This window comes from Nitrosomonas cryotolerans ATCC 49181 (assembly GCF_900143275.1).
In the GTDB taxonomy this organism is placed as follows: Bacteria; Pseudomonadota; Gammaproteobacteria; order Burkholderiales; family Nitrosomonadaceae; genus Nitrosomonas; species Nitrosomonas cryotolerans.
In genome coordinates, this window is sequence record NZ_FSRO01000001.1 from 2,785,334 (window position 1) to 2,801,141 (window position 15,808).

14 protein-coding genes are annotated in these 15,808 nt (G+C 48.1%); 9 read left to right on the forward strand and 5 right to left on the reverse strand.

Going from position 1 to position 15,808, the window contains the following annotated elements:
- Nucleotides 1-142 precede the first annotated feature (142 nt).
- From BUQ89_RS12455 to BUQ89_RS12470, 4 genes are read left to right on the forward strand one after another with little or no spacing between them, the layout of a single operon-like run.
- Nucleotides 143-1,297 (forward strand): efflux RND transporter periplasmic adaptor subunit, encoded by a 1,155-nt coding sequence (locus tag BUQ89_RS12455; RefSeq protein WP_028461909.1) that lies wholly within the window; start codon nucleotides 143-145, stop codon nucleotides 1,295-1,297.
- A complete protein-coding gene (locus tag BUQ89_RS12460) occupies nucleotides 1,294-1,965 on the forward strand; it encodes an ABC transporter ATP-binding protein (RefSeq protein ID WP_028461910.1) in 672 nt (223 codons plus the stop codon). Before BUQ89_RS12455 ends, BUQ89_RS12460 begins: the two co-directional genes overlap by 4 nt.
- Nucleotides 1,962-3,164 carry an ABC transporter permease gene (locus BUQ89_RS12465; protein ID WP_028461911.1) on the forward strand — a complete coding sequence of 401 codons (1,203 nt, stop codon included), beginning with the start codon at nucleotides 1,962-1,964 and terminating at the stop codon, nucleotides 3,162-3,164. The genes BUQ89_RS12460 and BUQ89_RS12465 overlap by 4 nt, the downstream gene beginning before the upstream one ends.
- Entirely contained in the window at nucleotides 3,161-4,360 is a 1,200-nt protein-coding gene (locus BUQ89_RS12470) for an ABC transporter permease (protein WP_028461912.1), read from the forward strand. The genes BUQ89_RS12465 and BUQ89_RS12470 overlap by 4 nt, the downstream gene beginning before the upstream one ends.
- A gap of 25 nt (nucleotides 4,361-4,385) precedes the next feature.
- Here the strand turns inward: BUQ89_RS12470 and BUQ89_RS12475 are convergent, their stop codons facing one another.
- From BUQ89_RS12475 to BUQ89_RS12485, 3 genes are all read right to left on the reverse strand, one after another.
- Nucleotides 4,386-4,955: a hypothetical protein gene (locus tag BUQ89_RS12475; protein WP_028461913.1), complete on the reverse strand. Its 570-nt coding sequence runs from the start codon at nucleotides 4,953-4,955 to the stop codon at nucleotides 4,386-4,388.
- A gap of 213 nt (nucleotides 4,956-5,168) precedes the next feature.
- On the reverse strand, nucleotides 5,169-5,753 hold the full coding sequence (gene mepK, locus BUQ89_RS12480) for a peptidoglycan L,D-endopeptidase MepK (protein WP_051537632.1): 585 nt from the start codon (nucleotides 5,751-5,753) through the stop codon (nucleotides 5,169-5,171).
- A 76-nt stretch (nucleotides 5,754-5,829) separates the two neighbouring features.
- Nucleotides 5,830-7,392, reverse strand: a complete 1,563-nt coding sequence (locus tag BUQ89_RS12485; RefSeq protein WP_178377647.1) for a L,D-transpeptidase family protein — start codon at nucleotides 7,390-7,392, stop codon at nucleotides 5,830-5,832.
- Between the two features lie 159 nt (nucleotides 7,393-7,551).
- Here BUQ89_RS12485 and BUQ89_RS12490 point away from each other — a divergent pair, with 159 nt between their 5' ends.
- Both BUQ89_RS12490 and BUQ89_RS12495 read left to right on the forward strand, forming a co-directional pair.
- Complete coding sequence (locus tag BUQ89_RS12490; protein ID WP_028461915.1) at nucleotides 7,552-7,860, forward strand: hypothetical protein; 309 nt, start codon at nucleotides 7,552-7,554, stop codon at nucleotides 7,858-7,860.
- 8 nt (nucleotides 7,861-7,868) lie between these two features.
- Nucleotides 7,869-9,368 (forward strand): ABC transporter permease, encoded by a 1,500-nt coding sequence (locus BUQ89_RS12495; protein ID WP_028461916.1) that lies wholly within the window; start codon nucleotides 7,869-7,871, stop codon nucleotides 9,366-9,368.
- A gap of 55 nt (nucleotides 9,369-9,423) precedes the next feature.
- On the opposite strand, the gene BUQ89_RS14680 is transcribed toward BUQ89_RS12495, so the two are convergent.
- Nucleotides 9,424-9,657 carry a zinc ribbon domain-containing protein gene (locus tag BUQ89_RS14680; protein WP_074202624.1) on the reverse strand — a complete coding sequence of 78 codons (234 nt, stop codon included), beginning with the start codon at nucleotides 9,655-9,657 and terminating at the stop codon, nucleotides 9,424-9,426.
- A 338-nt stretch (nucleotides 9,658-9,995) separates the two neighbouring features.
- Here BUQ89_RS14680 and BUQ89_RS12505 point away from each other — a divergent pair, with 338 nt between their 5' ends.
- The 3 genes from BUQ89_RS12505 to BUQ89_RS12515 all read left to right on the forward strand — a co-directional run bounded on the left by BUQ89_RS12505 (nucleotide 9,996) and on the right by BUQ89_RS12515 (nucleotide 14,895).
- Nucleotides 9,996-12,080: an ABC transporter ATP-binding protein gene (locus tag BUQ89_RS12505; protein ID WP_028461917.1), complete on the forward strand. Its 2,085-nt coding sequence runs from the start codon at nucleotides 9,996-9,998 to the stop codon at nucleotides 12,078-12,080.
- Complete coding sequence (locus BUQ89_RS12510) at nucleotides 12,070-13,680, forward strand: peptide chain release factor 3 (protein ID WP_028461918.1); 1,611 nt, start codon at nucleotides 12,070-12,072, stop codon at nucleotides 13,678-13,680. The genes BUQ89_RS12505 and BUQ89_RS12510 overlap by 11 nt, the downstream gene beginning before the upstream one ends.
- Nucleotides 13,681-14,028: 348 nt before the next feature.
- Nucleotides 14,029-14,895 (forward strand): YicC/YloC family endoribonuclease, encoded by an 867-nt coding sequence (locus BUQ89_RS12515; protein WP_028461919.1) that lies wholly within the window; start codon nucleotides 14,029-14,031, stop codon nucleotides 14,893-14,895.
- Between the two features lie 202 nt (nucleotides 14,896-15,097).
- On the opposite strand, the gene BUQ89_RS12520 is transcribed toward BUQ89_RS12515, so the two are convergent.
- On the reverse strand, nucleotides 15,098-15,802 hold the full coding sequence (locus tag BUQ89_RS12520; RefSeq protein ID WP_218146751.1) for a M48 family metallopeptidase: 705 nt from the start codon (nucleotides 15,800-15,802) through the stop codon (nucleotides 15,098-15,100).
- Nucleotides 15,803-15,808 lie beyond the last annotated feature (6 nt).

Consider the following 15,808-nt stretch of genomic DNA (forward strand, 5'->3'; position numbering starts at 1 on the left):
TTCCCTGGCAGGAATAAAACTATTAATCATTCAATTGATCAATCAATCACTGGCGCATTATGTTTGAGTTTATCCAATAACGTTTTCCGCCTGAACAAAACAAAATGTTATATTGCTACTCATACGAATTCCACTTGCCATTATGCCAGCCACAAAAACATCTTTTCGTTTTGCAATCATTATCGCCGCTATTATCGTTCTGGTTTTTGCAGGCTGGTATGCCACACGGCCTGAGCCTACAGCCGTTGATTTGGTCACTGTTACACGGGGCACAGTAGAAGCAACCATAGTTAACACCCGCGCAGGCACCATCAAGGCGTGTCGACGCGCTAACCTGGCACCGGTATCGGGCGGTCAAATTGCCAGACTGTGGGTACATGAAGGCCAGCGCGTTGAAAAGAATCAGGCCCTACTGGAATTGTGGAACGCTGATCTGGTTGCCCAGCGCGAATTGGCGCGGCGTCAACTTTCCATTGCCAGAAAACGGAGTCGCGAGGCCTGCATTATTGCTGAGAACGCACGGCGCGAATCAGTACGTACGCAACAACTCGTTGATAAGCATTTTGTCAGTTCACAACGAGCTGAAGACGCGGATGCTAATGCGCAAGCTCATCAGGCCAGTTGTGATGCAGCCACATCTGACATCAAGCGCGCACAAGCTCAAATTCAAGTCATAGAAGCCGGATTAGAACGCACCATTCTGACGGCACCTTTTGCAGGTATCATCGCACGCATTACGGGTGAGCTGGGTGAATACACCACACCTTCACCTCCCGGTATTCCTACACCACCGACAATTGATCTGATTGATGACAGCTGCCTTTATGTCAGTGCGCCCATGGATGAAGTGGATGCCCCCAAAATCAAAATTGGGCAGCCGGCCCGCATCACACTAGATGCGATGCCAGGACGGATTTTTGATGGACGAGTACGCCGGATTGCGCCTTATGTTACCGAAATCGAGAAACAAGCCCGTACCGTTGATATTGAAGTCGATTTTGCACAGATTCCGAAATATCCTTTGCTGGTAGGATATAGCGCTGATGTGGAAGCCATTATCGAGAAACATGACAACGTATTACGTGTGCCCACTCAGACTATTCGGCAAAATAACAAGGTACTGGTAGTGGATGCCAATAATAAGCTGGAGGAACGCAGCCTCGAAACCGGGCTAGCTAACTGGGGATTTACAGAAATACTTAGCGGTCTTAAAGCCGGTGATCAAGTCGTGTCATCATTCGATCAGGGCGATATTCAGGCAGGCCTTCACGTACAACCAAAGAATAGTGAACCATGATTCATTTCTCTGCCATTACACGCATGTTTCATATGGGTGATCAAGCCGTATATGCACTGAATCAAATTAATCTGGATATTGCATCAGGTGAATACGTTTCTATCATGGGGGCATCCGGTTCCGGCAAATCGACACTACTTAATATTATCGGCTTGCTCGATCGACCCGATAGCGGCCACTACGAGCTTGATGGTCAAGATGTAACCCATCTGACTGAGACCGAACAGGCAAGAATACGGCGAGAGAAAATTGGATTTGTGTTTCAATCATTTCATTTGGTGCCCCGCTTAACAGCTGCGGAAAACATTGAATTACCCTTAATACTGGGCGGAATTTCGCCAGACGAACGCAAATCGCGGGTCGATGAAGCATTACACGCCTTTGATCTCAAATCCCGTGCCCGGCATCGACCAGCCGAATTATCCGGTGGTCAACGGCAGCGTGTCGCTATCGCCCGCGCTACCATTTTACGTCCAGCTGCGATACTGGCAGATGAACCAACCGGTAATCTGGATCATCATATCGGAGCAGAAGTCATGCTGCTGCTGGAAAACCTGCACCAAGCCGGGACAACGCTTATCATCGTGACCCATGACCGTGAACTGGGTGCACGTGCACATCGCCATATTGCCATGCGCGATGGAAAAATTGTGGCAGATGAGCCATGACACTCTATGACACGCTCTCTCTATCCTTTAAAGCCATTACGAGTTACCGTACTCGTTCATTGCTGATTATCCTGGCAATGGCGCTCGGGGTTGCGGCGGTGATCATGCTAACCGCACTAGGCGATGGTGCGCGACAATATGTAGCAAACCAGTTCTCATCAATCGGAACCAATCTGATTATTGTCATGCCCGGACGCGCAGAGACTTCAGGTGCATTTCTCGGCGCCGCATTGGGACAAACACCCCGCGATTTAACGCTGAAGGATGCTCAACTGCTCGGTCGTCTGCCGCAAATCAGACGCTACGCGCCACTCAATGTGGGTGCAATAGAATTGAGCGCGGCCAATCGCTTACGTGAAGTCACTGTACTCGGCAGTACCGCTGATTTGATACCCATACGACATATGAATCTGGCCCAGGGTCATTTTCTTTCTCAAGGTTCAGAACACAGCGCACAAATCGTGCTCGGGGCCAAATTAGCGCATGAATTCTTTCCCCGCAGCCAGGCCATCGGTCAACGCGTTCGACTGGGGGAGCGACGTTTTCTTGTTTCAGGTGTATTGGCTTCACAAGGTGAAAGCATGGGTTATAACACCGATGAAATTGTTATTATTCCCATTGAACACGCACAGGCCTTATTCAATACGTCATCGCTGTTTCGTATTCTGATTGAGGCGAAAAGCAGTCTGGATATTCAGTCTGCAAAACAAGCCATACAGGCAACCCTGAAGCAAAGCCATGATGGTGAAGATGATATTACCGTCATCACACAAGATGCCGTGCTCAAGACCTTTGATCGTATTCTGCGTGCTCTGACCCTGGCTGTTGCAGGTATCGCCGCCATCAGTCTGGCTGTTGCCGGTATTTTAGTCATGAATGTCATGCTGGTAGCAGTCAGTCAGCGCACATCAGAAATTGGCTTACTCAAAGCAATTGGCGCCAGTGCTGCTGATATTCGTCACCTGTTTTTTGCCGAAGCACTCTGGTTATCCCTGGCGGGTGCATCCATTGGCTTTTTATTAGGCCAACTAGGCAGCCTGGCGTTGCGGCTGGCCTATCCCCAACTACCAGCCTGGGCACCTGTCTGGGCGAGTTTAGCCGGCATTTCTGTTGCCTTGCTCACCGGCATTCTCGCCAGCTTGTTCCCGGCCAGGCGGGCAGCTCGGCTTGATGCGGTAACGGCGCTCAATAAAAAATGAATCTCGCCGATACATTCCATTTTGCATTTCGCTCTTTGACGGCACACCGTTTACGTACCTTTTTATCTACAACGGGTATTGCAATAGGCATTGCAGCAGTCATTCTACTAACTTCGATTGGTGAAGGAATACAGCAATTTGTACTGTCGGAATTTACCCAGTTTGGCACCAATATCCTGAATATCACACCCGGTAAAATTAATACACATGGCGGATCGCTAGGTGCAATTGGCAGTGCGCGATTGCTGACTATCGAAGACGCTATTGCACTCAAACATTCCCATTATGCCCGATATATCAATGCCAGTGTAATGGGTAATGCAGAGGTCCGTGCTCAGGGGCGCAGTCGGCGTGTCACTGTCTATGGACAAAGTCCTGATTTTCTCCATGTTTTCAACATGACGGTAGCAACTGGCCAATTTTTACCTGCTGATGACCCACGAAATCCACGTGCTTACGCTGTACTGGGTTCCAAGGTACGAACAGAATTATTTGGCCAGGCCAACCCTCTGGGCAGTATTTTGCAGGTAGGTTCATCCCGCTTTCGTATCATCGGGGTCATGGCATCTAAAGGACAGGTACTGGGGTTCGATCTGGATGATACCGTTTATATTCCAACGACACGAGCATTGGAAGTCTTCAATCGGGAAGGTTTAATGGAAATCAATATGGCCTATCCACCGGATGCGCCACTACCCGCAATAATGGCGGACGCTCGCCGCATTCTGATAGCACGTCACGGACGTGAGGATTTCACGCTCACACCTCAACAACAGATGCTAACCACACTCAATACTGTGTTAAATGTATTGCAATTTGCGGTCGCCGCATTAGGCAGCATTTCTTTATTAGTCGGCGCTGTCGGCATGATAACCTTGATGCATATCGCGGTCACCGAACGGATTTCTGAAATCGGCCTGCTGGCGGCATTGGGTGCAACCCGGGCACGTATTCGCCTTTTATTCTTAATGGAATCCATCATACTTTCCACACTCGGCGGTCTCGCTGGATTAGCCATCGGAAGCGGGATTGCCTGGCTACTTAAAATTTGGGTAGATAACCTGCCTGTCAGTACACCCTGGGATTATGTGCTGGGTGCATTGGGCTTGTCCGTATTCATTGGTTTGGCTGCCGGGGTCATCCCGGCGATGCGTGCGGCCAAATTAAATCCCGTCGAAGCCTTGCGATCAGAATAGAACTGCATTCACTTAGTTGCGACGGCTAGTCATCGTCATCATGATCGTGATCGTGATCGTGATCGTGATCGTGATCGTGATGATGATAGTGAGCCAATGCAGGATTATCACCCAGGAAAGAAACTTCCCAATTCGATGACTTGCCCCGACGTTGCATATGAACCGTATTCACCACACCATTAATTTCAACGCAGGGAATGATCAAGATACCATCATCCAGGTTGACCGTAGAAATACATTCTCCGACACTGATCACTGCTTTAGGAACCAGACAGCTTGATACATCAACTGCGACCGCGTCTACTATTGGACCGGTTTCAGAAAACGGATGGATGGTAACAACAGCATAATCTGCTTCAATTACCACATCGGTTGCAGTTGCCAGCAAATCATTAGCCAGCAGATTCCCTGCGGGATCCAGCAAGGGGTCGGCACACTGACTGATCTGACCATTCAGAAGATTTCTGACAATCAGTCCGCCATCCGCTATGAAAATCTTGTCACCGGCAACAGCAACGGATTCCGCATAGGTTACGACCGGATGCAGCATAAAAAAAGCAAATAAAACTATCGTTGATCTTATTATTTTCTTCATAAAAGTATCGCTCTTGTTTATTTATCGCGATCACTCAATTTCTACAACAGACAGGCAGGTAAACCGAAGTGATGTAAAGACAGCATTAGCGCCACATGAGTTTGATAACCGTACTGATTGAATCTGATAGCCGTGTTGATCGTCCGAAGCAGATTCACAATGAAATTTCAATGACAGCTTGTTCTAGTTAGATGAAGTGAAGGTATTGCATGCTTACCAGGCGCGTATCCGGCCCGTATCAATGTGTAAAAAATCGGATGCTGGATAATATCCGACGCCCCCTGCTTCCAGAGATAAAGCCGCCTTACGCAAGGTAGACAACATCTGCCCCGGCAACCGGATATCAATGGCTTTGCCCTGCATATGCAAACTTTTCTTGGCTACACCGCCACTACTTGCCATTAGCATGGCATTCGTGCTGGCTGATCGATATCCCGAGATCACATGAAATTCCTGAGTTGTCCCAATCTCACTACGCAGTAGCTGCAACACATTAAGTAGATTTGGATCGATAGCACACCGCTCATCAGTACGATGATCGCGTAATACCATCTCAATCGCCTGCAACGCTTCCGGTATATATTGACCTTCAGCCCAGTACGTTGATTGGACACGCTCGCCGGTGTGTAAATTCAGAAAAGAAAGCCTTCGCTCTGATATATTGAGTATCTTCGCTTGTGCTGTAGGTAATGCGATTAATGCGCAGGCACCCAGGCCAGCTTTTAAAAAATGACGACGATTCAGATTGGATTTAATCGTTTGTTGTTGATTATAATCAGCAGATTCTTGTGTAAACATCCTTACCCCTCCAAATGGTGAGGTTACTGTAGCACAGTTCTGCCATCACGTTAGCAGTAATCTGTAGAAACTCAGGCTACCAGCGCGCAAAATTTAGCGCCCGCGCATCTCGCCCGTAAATATCCGGCGAGTAATGTACGCTGCTTTTTTCATCCACCCAGGCTGTCATGTACACAATGTATATAGGCAACGGCTTGGACAAGTTGACTGTAGTCGTTTTTCCTTCCCGCATTTTAGCAACCAGATCGGGCACGACACCTGTTTTATTGAGCGCAATGCCCGCCAATGCCATTGGTTTTTCCAACCGGATACAGCCTGAGCTGAATGTCCGAACATCACGCTGAAACAATGATTTCGAAGGAGTATCATGCAAATAGATACTAAATGGATTAGGCAGCATAAATTTAATAGTGCCCAGTGCATTCTTAACACCCGGGTCCTGACGCAGGATATAAGGAAAACCCTTTCTTATGGCTTGCCAATCAATACTATCCGGATCCAACGGCTCAGAATTATAATCATAATTCTGATAGACCTTGATCCCTTGTTTTTCGAAGAATCCAGGATCACGCTGCTGCTTCGGCAATAAATCCTGACGGGCAATACTCGCCGGAATATTCCAGAATGGGTTGATAATCAGGTGTGTAACGCGGCTACTGAAGCTCGGTGTCGAACGATAATCATGTCCCACGATGATACGCATATCCAGCGCAGGTTCGCCCCGCTCTACGGCCGTCAATCTAAAACCCGCTATATTAACCAATAAATAGCGTTCGCCTAAATGCGCGGGCAGCCAGCGAAGGCGTTCCAGATTAAGACGCAACTGACGAATCTTCCCTTCAGGCGTCATATTCAGCGCACGCACTGTCTTTTTTCCAATAACCCCATCTGCATTCAATCCATGCTGTGCCTGAAATACTTTGATCGCGTTCACCAGCGCATCATCATAGTGTTTACTCTGATCCTGCTTAATGTTGTATGCCGCAATATCATACAATTTGTATGCTTCTGCTATTCGATTCCGGATTAACGGGATCACCGCATGAATGCCGTTCGGCCTGATGAGTGAAACATCGGGCAGCTGAGTCCAGGCGGTTTGGTTAGTTACCCATTTTCTATAACGCGCCAATGCCTTTTTCAGTAATTGATAGCTCGGAGACGCTGGTGACAAGCTCACCAGTGCACTTGACAGACTATCCGCAGCTAGCGCTTCCAGCAAGAAAGGAACCGGATCAAAGAGCTGCTGTGGAATATGCCAGTCAGGATCGGCTATGGATGCGGGCAAATAACCACTTTTCAAATCTCGCGCCAGCATCAACAGTGCCTGTGTTGTTCCCAACTCCAGTTCAAATAATGCATTGGCTGTATGATCAATCTGCGACCGAAGCTGTCGCAACCGCTGCAATCGGTAGTCGGCGCTATTCAGTCCCTCAGCATCGGCTGTTTCAATAAAGGCAAGCGCATCATCAAGCCGTGATAACGGTTGATTAGATTCTACCCAGACAGGTTGATATTCCCGCGCAGAATAAAACCGGTGCACATCTGGCAGACTCATATCAACAGACGCAATCACGGAGAATTGGGTCAGTTGGCTATGTAGTGTCTTAGCTTCGGCTGTCCATACGCTAACAACGAGCATTAACGATAACAAAAAAACCGTTTTGCCGACCCGGCAGAGCAATCGTATCGAATCAATCATCATGTCATTATCAATGGTAAGAATAAAACAAACCTGCCTCACAAATAAGCTACTGTCCGTAATAGATATTACCTAACTTCGCAGTTAATTAACAGTAGGATGCAAGACAGAAGGTATGCATCGCTCCATATCGATCATGAGAATATTTTTATTTCATCGGTGATCTTTGATAACTATCAAAGACAGGCAACCACAATCAAATTTATCGTATCCATCAACGCTTCTGTTACAGTCATGCCTGACCAGAAAATATGCAATACCACAATTCATCATAAGATGATGCATAATAATACGAGTGCTCGCTTAACCATCACGCTGAATAAGCGGGTTAATGTCGCTGCTACCGGCATTTCACATTTATTTTATTTAAAACCAGATTTTCATTTGCTACCACCATCTCTTAAATAACGATCACTATGCCTATTAGCCCCGTTATTCTGTGGACCGATGCCTTGATCTATCTGTTAGTCATCATAGTCATCGCTTTTGCCTGGTCTGCGCGGAAAAACAAACACCTTTTGGATTCCTGGCAGCGTGTTTGCCATAGTACCAGCGGTATGGTTTCATTGACGGTTTTATGCTTCTTTATCACTATTGGCTTATTGGATACGCTGCATTTCAGGCCAGCACTTGAAAACAGGGATCATCAGGGTGAAATAGTGTATAGCGTTGAAGTACTCAGCCTTTTCGATGTCATAGTCACCCCTCTGCGTACCCGTGTAGAAAAAACTTATTCAGCACCTCTGGCCACACACCTGTACACAAAAGAAAACGTGGATCTGCCAGATGGCAAACGCACACGGGAATTTACCCGTTTGGAATTTGGCGGCGCACATTTGCAACACCCTGAAACACAACATAAAACAGATATTTTATGGCGGACGGCAAAAGGTATCGGACTGGGATTGCTAATATGGGCCGGACTGACTCTCTGCCTCAGTATCATATTGGCCCGTCGAAATGCCCAGAGCCTGTTGCAATCATTATCTGCTATCGGACGGGGTGCCACAGAAATACCCTGGCGAGCCATATTGATTACGCTGGCCATCATACTCTCGCTTGCGGGGGCGGCATCGCTGTTATCCACACATTATCATGTTCTTGGAACCGATAAGGTGGGACAGGATACGCTCTATCAAGCGCTCAAGAGCATCCGTACCGGATTAGTCATCGGGACACTCACTACCCTCATTATGCTGCCCTTCGCATTACTACTGGGGATTACGGCGGGTTATTTCCGAGGCTGGATAGATGACGTGATTCAGTATACCTACACGACCCTGGGCTCAATCCCCAGCGTTTTGCTGATTGCAGCTGCCGTACTCATTATGCAGGTATACATCGAAACCCATCCGGATCTATTCGATACCAGTGCAGCGCGAGCCGATTTACGGTTGTTATTTCTTTGTGTCATACTGGGCATCACCAGTTGGACCGGCCTATGCCGTTTATTACGCGGCGAAACCTTGAAATTACGTGAAATGGAATATATCCAGGCCGCGCACGCATTTGGTGTTTCCCACTGGCGCATTATCAGTCGTCATATTCTTCCCAATGTGATGCATATTGTATTAATTGTTACCGTCATGGATTTCAGTGGATTGATTCTGGCAGAAGCCGTGTTGTCTTATGTCGGCGTCGGTGTCGACCCTTCTATGACCAGCTTCGGTAACATGATTAATGCCGCACGCCTGGAAATGGCGCGTGAACCCATGGTATGGTGGGCTCTGTTCGCCGCATTTAGTTTTATGTTTACACTCGTACTCTGTGCCAACCTATTTGCCGATGCCGTTCAGAATGCATTTGATCCGCGCACCAGAACATCACCCAGTAAAATAGCTATTTCCCGTCATCACAAAAAACAGGCGGTCTCGATCAACCGTCCCGCATCCAACGACCACGGTGGTCATACGTAAACACCTGGCACAGCATCTTTTTGATTACCTCCCCATAAAGGGAGAAGATGCCAATTCAATGACTGCAACCCGAGAGCACCCAAATGCAAACAAGCTTGATGCCATTTACAAGGGCTAATCCAGCCAGCCCGACGATTAAAAAATTCAACGCAGCGTTGACGTTACGCTCACGGATTAGCCCGCACGCAGGATATCTCCATTCACGTACATTTAACGACATCTTCCCCACCAGGTGGCCACAGCCCGAACAGCGCTTTAGCGCAACAAAACAAGGGGCAATGCCGATCAGGGTGCAGCCATGCTACAGCCACGGGTACGCAAGCTATTTCTTTAGTTCAGTCGACCGGCGGGCGGTTACGTGACAGCTAATCTACTCCTGCCATTGATAATAAGCATCCATGTGCGAACGCAACCTATCGTGACAGACAAAATGCACACAACCCAACCTATTCGCAAGCAAAATGGTCTGAGCTTTAACTGGGTAAAACCAGAACCTGAAAACACGTTTAATATCCACATTTCACACGATGCAATCATGCGCTGTAATATAGAAACCGACCGAGGCAACAAACCCAAACCGTCTCCTCACCTCTCCAACCTGCGGGTTGGGATTTCTCGGAGATTTTGATGAACCCCCTACTGCAAATTGAAAATCTCGAAACGGTGCTTTATACGGGTTCAGATCCCATATGGGCGGTGGATGGGCTCACACTCCACATCTCCAAGGGAGAAATCTTTGCCTTACTGGGAGAATCCGGTTGTGGCAAATCCATGACTGCACGATCCATTATGCGCTTATTACCCGATGCAGGCGAAATTGTCGCCGGTAGTATTAAAGTAAATGGCCTGGATATTCTGCAGTTATCCGAAGCTGACATGCGTAATGTGCGTGGCAAGCGGATCAGCATGATCTTCCAGGAACCCATGCTCAGCCTGAATCCGGTTCTCACGGTCGCCGAACAAATCGGTGAAGTACTGCAACGACACTTCAAACTCAACCGAAAAATGACGCAGACACGTATTCTGGCCATATTGAACCAGGTCGGAATTCCCGATGCCGCTCATCGTATGCATGAATATCCCTTCCAATTTTCCGGTGGAATGAAACAGCGCGTCATGATCGCCATGGCATTAGCCGGAGAGCCGGAACTACTCATCGCGGACGAACCCACAACCGCGCTGGATGTCACTATTCAGGCCCAGGTACTGGATCTGATGCGTGAATTACAGCAACGCAATAAAATGGCGATTTTGCTGATTACACACGATCTCGGCGTCGTTGCCGAAACCGCACAACGGGTCGCCGTTATGTACGCAGGGGAAATCATCGAAACCGCGCCCTGCGCAGATTTTTTCCAGAATCCGGCGCATCCTTACTCACAGCAACTATTTGCTTCATTGCCCGGCAAACAAAAACGGGATCAGGGACTCGCTGTCATTGATGGCAGCGTACCGTTACTGTCGCAATCATTCACAGGCTGCCGCTTTGCAGATCGCTGTAATCGTGCATGGGATTTATGCCATCAATCCGTACCACAATGGTATGACGTAACCGAGCATCATCAGGTCCGATGCCATCTTTTTCAGGGTACACCCGAACCCGATATCGCTACTCCGGTTTCGGAAGCCGTCAGAAATGAGGAGACAGCTGAATCGATTTCCCTTCATGCGGCGCCAATCAATACGACTGAGTTACTTGAGGTTACTCACCTCAAAGTGCACTTCCCCATCCATCAAGGCTTATTCAAACGTGTTACAGGACACGTCATGGCCGTTGATGGCGTATCGCTCACGGTCGCACCGGGAAAAACACTGGCATTAGTGGGTGAATCCGGATGCGGCAAGACAACCGTCGGGAAGAGCATTCTGCAATTAATCAAACCGACCGCAGGTCATGTACGCTACAACGGACTCGACCTGGTCGGATTAGAGCGTAGACGGCTACGTCAGGTACGCGCAGATCTCCAGATTATCTTTCAGGACCCCTATTCCTCTCTTAACCCCAAGCTGCGGATTATAGAAATAATCCAGGAAGGTATGGACGCACTGGATATCAGCGGCGATAACCAGGCCTATTATAAAAAATCCAAACTCCCTTTCCCAAGAGAAAAAGAAATTGATACACTATTACTGCAAGTAGGGCTATCAGCAGAAATGAAATGGCGCTACCCACATGAGTTTTCGGGTGGTCAGCGCCAGCGTATTGCGATTGCGCGGGCTTTAGCAGTTAAGCCCAAGTTGTTGATTTGCGATGAACCAACCAGTGCGCTGGATGTCTCAGTACAAGCGCAGATTTTGAATTTATTGCAGTCGTTGCAGAGAAATCTGGGGCTTGCCTATTTATTTATCACGCATAATATCTCAGTTGTAGAATATCTCGCCGATGATGTCGCTGTGATGTACCTGGGCAGAATTGTAGAGCGAGGACAGATGAATGAAGTATTAGGCCACCCGAAGCATCCCTATACTCAGGCACTATTATCAGCCGTTCCTCAGATCGAGCAGCAATCAAGACGCGCCGTTATACATTTGAAAGGAGAACTACCATCACCTGCAGCGCCGCCGACTGGTTGCCACTTTCATCCCCGCTGTCCTTACGTGATGCCGGTTTGCCGCCAGATTTATCCGCAAAGCAGCACCATCAGCGCAACTCATGCAGTACATTGTTATCTTTATCCACAGGAACCCGGTTCTTTAAATCATGACCATTAATAACGAAGTGGCAAGACGCCGCACTTTTGCCATTATTTCCCATCCGGATGCCGGCAAAACAACGCTGACCGAAAAATTACTCATGTATGCTGGTGCGATTCACATCGCAGGCAGTGTTAAAGCACGAAAAGCAAGCCGTCACGCCACTTCTGACTGGATGGAGATCGAAAAACAACGGGGTATATCCGTAGCCAGCTCGGTCATGCAGATGGAATATCGGGGGTGTGTGATCAACTTACTGGATACACCCGGTCACCAGGACTTTTCCGAGGATACCTACCGGGTACTGACTGCGGTCGATGCCGCGCTCATGGTCATTGATGCCGCCAATGGGGTTGAAACGCAGACCTTGCGGTTACTTGAAGTATGCCGTGCACGCAACACTCCGATTCTCACTTTTATCAATAAAATGGATCGCGAGGTGCGTGATCCACTCGATCTCATTGACGAAATAGAGCGTACCCTGGGTATGGCAACCGCGCCATTTACCTGGCCGGTGGGCATGGGTCGCCATTTTCATGGGGTATATGACTTGCAACAGGCCTGCATGCGGGTATTTCAACCCGGCGCAGATCGTGCAGGCACTGATGATGAAGTGATTACCCAGCTGGATGATCCCGCTATTCAGGCTCGTTTTGGGGAAAACCTCGCTTATGCACAACAAGAAATTGATCTGATCAAGGGCGCCTCACCTGAATTTGACCGCGAAGCCTTCCTTGCAGGTCAGCAGACACCTGTTTTCTTTGGCTCAGCCATTAATAACTTTGGTGTACGCGAGATCCTCGATGCACTGGTTGATCTGGCACCCTCACCCGATTCACGTCAAGCCATGCAGCGCGAAGTACGCCCAAACGAAACGAAATTTTCTGGTGTGGTATTCAAAATTCAAGCCAACATGAATCCCGCTCACCGGGATCGTATCGCCTTTGCGCGCATCTGCTCAGGGCAATTTAAACGTGGCATGAGCCTGAGAGTTGTTCGCAGCGGCAAGGATGTGCGCACCAGCACGGTCGTTTCCTTTCTTTCCCAACGACGGGAAATACTCGAAACCGCCTATCCCGGCGATATTATCGGCATTCCCAATCATGGCACCCTCCAGTTGGGAGATACCCTGACCGAAGGTGAAGCCCTGCAATTTACCGGCCTGCCTTTCTTTGCACCGGAAATATTTCAAACGGTTGAAATTGCGGATCCACTGCGCAGCAAACAACTCAAACTGGGATTGACCCAATTAGGTGAAGAAGGTGCCATTCAGGTTTTCAGACCACATATTGGCAATACGTTATTATTGGGAGCAGTGGGCGCCTTGCAATTTGAAGTTGTCACACATCGACTCAAACATGAATACGGTGTGCCTGCCCGCATTGCCCCTGCGAAATACCAGTTGGCCCGCTGGGTCACATCCGATGACCCGCGCGAACTGCAACGCTTTATCGAGGCCAATGCGCATCGGATTGCCTATGATGCCGTGGATGCGCCGACCTTTCTGGCCTCGTTCGGGGCTGAATTAAGCGTCGCGGAAGAAAACTGGAAACGAATACAATTCCATAAGTTACGGGAACATGCCGGACTCGTGTTCCAAACACACATGACTGCCTAAGCAATCCAACTGACATCGATATCAGTCACGCGGTCGTAGCTGTTCTGACAGCATATTCTCAGTGGATTTCGGACAGCATCCCTATGACGTAAGAATCAATCGCAAATATTCGCACAATAAAGATCACTTAATAGCTCATAATGGCATTCGGTTTCATCTATTCCCGAAATAGTTCAACAGAAAAATACCCCATTTTCTAACAATGAACTATAACGGTAAACAATGCATCTTAATTCCATGCAGGCGGCTGTCACGTGGCCGCTCACGTTTTCAGGAATTCATACCAATGCATATCTGGCCGCCAAAGAAGCGCCTTTTTGCAACTAATTCAATACGGATAAACAAACCATGATTTACAGCATGACGGGCTATGCCGCAATAACCAATGAGCTACCTTACGGATCGTTTAGCCTGGAATTACGATCGGTCAATAATCGCTACCTGGATATTCAGTTTCGTGTTCCTGACGAGCTTCGCATGCTGGAACCCGCCATGCGTGAGCTGTTGACAACCCAATTGAATCGCGGAAAAATTGATTGCCGCTTAAGCTTCTCTCTGCTTTCAAGCACAGAATACCCGCAACAACTGAATACCGAGTTATTAGAGAAATTAGGCGTACTCAATCACACCATCAAATCAGCACTGCCCGAAGCGCGAAACTTAAGTGTCATTGATGTGCTGCACTGGCCCGGCATATTAAAAAACAGCACACCACCCACCCAGGACTTAGGTAAAACTGCCATGACCTTACTCTGCACCGCTCTGGATGAATTCAAGGCCACACGGGCACGCGAGGGTGAGAAGCTGAAAGCAATATTACTAGAACGCGTCAACCAGATACGTCAGCTGCTGGCAACCGCATCCCCGCTGATTCCCGCCTTACTGGTGGCATTTCAACAACGGCTCAAATTCAGATTACAAGAAGCCATGGTCAACCATGAAGATGACCGTATTCGTCAGGAAATTTCCCTTTTCTCTGGAAAAATTGATATCGATGAAGAACTATCCCGCTTACAGGCACATCTGGATGAAGTAGAACGTATTCTGTCTCAAGGAGGGGCCGTCGGTAAACGACTGGATTTTCTAATGCAGGAGCTTAACCGCGAAGCAAATACCATCGGATCAAAATCGGTTGATATCGAAGTTTCGAAAATTTCAATGGAGATCAAAGTACTGGTTGAACAAATGCGCGAACAGGTACAAAACATCGAATAATCTTTTGATCTGTTCAAACACTTACAGAAAAGACTTTAAGTATAGATAGTTAAGGCGCTCCCTCATTAGCACAAATCATGGAGCCACCGCCTTCTGATTTTAATAAAACAGTACACCACTATCAGAACCGGTAGCCTCCGCTTTTTTTAAGCCAGATCTCAGACTCGGCCTCTGAACCAATACAGATCAGTACACCCACTCATCATAGGCCAGCGGCAAGCGGCATTCGGTTCAGCCGTTCCCGCCGCTCTCGCCAATCAGGCAAGTATTTATCCATATACGCCTTAAATCGCTTGTTATGCCTGCGCTCTAGAAGATGGACCAGTTCATGCACCAGAACATACTCCAGACATTCGGGTGGTTTTTTTACCAACTCAAGATTCAACCAGATACGCTTCGCCCCGATATTGCAGCTTCCCCATCTGGTTTTCATTTTTTTAACACCCCACCCATTCGCAGTGACCCCAATCTTATCCTGCCAATGGCTGATAGACATCTCGATACGGGTTTTTAAATCCACACGATAATATTCGGTCAAAACCAGCGCTTTGTTTTCGACCAATGTACCGGGATTCACGTACAAATTTATTTCTTCTCGCTCTATTTTTACCTCGTGGCGCCCGCCTCGCTCAATCACGTTTAATCGGTATTGTTTACCCCATAGATAATGACATTCACCACTAACCATTTCTCGATCAGATTGCCGTGGTTGTCTGGCAAGATTATTTTGTTGTTTTTTGATCCACGGAATGCGGCTGATCACCGCCATGCGAATGGCCGTATCCGTCATCATTCTGGGAGCAGAAACACACACCCGACCATCGGGCGGCAGCACCTTAATGTACAGATTTTTAATCGGCTTACGATCCAATTGCATCTCAATCATGCCAATCTGTAGCAAGGCCATTAATGC